The following is a 2,256-nucleotide window of genomic DNA, read 5'->3' on the forward strand; positions in this document are numbered from 1 at the left end:
GGCGCAAGCCCGACGTGGATGATACTTACCGTGCCGATGATCGCTATGGTCCTAAGCCGAGCTATGGAGGAATAGTGCCGCCGGGGCAAATGGGTCAGCAAATTATTGGCATGCCGAATCTCACTCGGAATACTGCTGATAGTGGCAACAAGCGGGAAGGATTAGGTTTAGATGGCTACTGGGAGCGGCGGGCACGCCAAGAGGGCTTGCGCATCATTGTGGGTGAGCGTCTGGAGCTGGGCAAACCGCTAGACCCACCCGCAGGGGATCCTGCTGACCCCAACCGTCGCAACGAGTTTTATCAGCACCGCACGCTGCGGGACGATTTGGCGGCAGTTCAGGCAACGGCCGTTTACCACTACAAGGCAAATGGAACAGAGATCAACTCTTCAATTCCCGATCCCTTTACCGATCCTTATCCGGGTCAGGATCAAGGGGGGTATGAACCCATTGCTTGCCTTGCCACAACCCACCACCACGGCACGCCGCAGACAGTGCTGCGCAGCATTATGTTTAATCAGTACAGCGGCATTCAAGGTTTGCCCTCTGATTTCAAATTCTTTGATTTCTTCACAGGGCGAGGCACCAACGGTTGGGAATTTGCACCGCCGGAATTCGATAGCCCGGAGATGCGGCAAGCAATGCGAAACCTTGTCGCCTATGCGAGTGATGGCGTATATGGAGCTTTCCCGCCCAAACAAGAAACCGGCGGAACGCAGATTCACCCCGACCCATCGAAAACCCGTGCCGGGAACTTCTCTAACCTAGCCCGCGCGCTCTTGCTTTGGGAAAATAGCAGCAGATTGAGGGATCTTAGCTTGGCGGATCAAAGTACGATACACACGGCAGGTTGCATGTTGGGGATGCTGGCGCATAGTGTGAAGACGCTTCGACAAGACTTGAACTTGATAACTCCCACTCTCAAGCCGCAACTGGATAGGCTGGAGGATGCTATCTCTGAGTTAAACGAGTACTCGAGTGTTCCTCCTCCTCCAGATTTCTTGACCAACGGTGAAGTCATCCCCCCTTCCGAAAGCGATACAACTCCCAGCATTCGCATCTATCGTAAAGGTTTTTCTGACCCACTTGCCTATCGCGGGGGCTATTTGGATCCCAATGCTTACATCACTGCCCTAATTTCCAGAGACGGATGGAGGCAGCGCCCTCTTCAAGAGACCAATTCGGATGTTAATGCCCGCCTAGCTCGGCTCATTGCCCTCAAAGAGCAGGTAGAGTATGACCTTAATCCAGATGGGTACAACTGTGGGATTCCCAATTTGTATCCCAATTTGAAGAAGGTTTTTTGCTTAGGAAAAGACCGCCGGGGTTTTGTGATTGGTGCGGATTTCGATGTACCTGCTCCTAATGCGACAGTGACTGTGAAGGTTGAGGATGCGCCCGGCTACAACTTTGACGTGCGTGAGTCGGATAGAGGTAGTTATGTCTATGTGACCGGCGTAGGGCAGATGATCTTGAGAGACCTTCGGAAGGATGAAACAACGGGCAAAGTGCTCACAGTAACTTTGGAAAACCCCGCCGGAGGTAATGCACTACAAAGGAGAATTCAAGCAGGTGCCTCGGCTTCAATCATGGAAACAGGTACCATTACGCGTGACGCTAGCTTTGATCCGAATAACAACTCCACAGTGACGATTACGTACCGTTTAACCCCTTCCCTTAAGACTTTCCTTAACAAAGAAGATGTTATTCAGATTCGTCGTCCAACCACTGGGTCAGGGCCGAACTTGGGTCGGTTGGAAGGCTGCTTTAAGGTTGTGGAGAAAGGGCCTGAAGGCACAGTAGCAGAAGCAACAGTCAAAAAAATCAATCCCGAAGAAATCGATCCCGAACTATGCAGTGTCTCTGGTACGCTAGACATCATTCGTGAAGGCTACACAATAGTTGTCCTCTCACGGAAAGGGCAAGACGCACTCACTCGAGGCACATTCAACACTGTGATCAAATACCCGGCTCTGCGGGCGATCTTCAATCCACCGGAAGGACCAGCTGTGAATCCGAGTAGTATTGCGGCAAGTCCACGTGCCAATCCAAGTGCGTTCCTTACCCCGACTGAGGCCGCTAGTGGCATCCTTGTGAACAATATCCGCTATCCGAACCGCCTGAATCAAATCATTGGCTTTGATGGCAATGCTTACAATGTGGCCTTCCTCGACAACACGCTCTTTAACGGTCGGGAAGAGATGGCCGTGCGGGAGATGGATATTGACCTTGACCTGCTGCGGCGCACACCAATCG

The 2,256-nt window shown here is 52.1% G+C and carries 1 pseudogene; it reads left to right on the forward strand.

Annotated elements, in window-relative coordinates:
• Window positions 1-89 precede the first annotated feature (89 nt).
• Window positions 90-2,256, forward strand: a pseudogene (locus ACK4IR_RS12270) (hypothetical protein); the annotation flags it as partial.

This window comes from Thermosynechococcus sp., from assembly GCF_046299635.1.
Lineage (GTDB): Bacteria > Cyanobacteriota > Cyanobacteriia > Thermosynechococcales > Thermosynechococcaceae > Thermosynechococcus.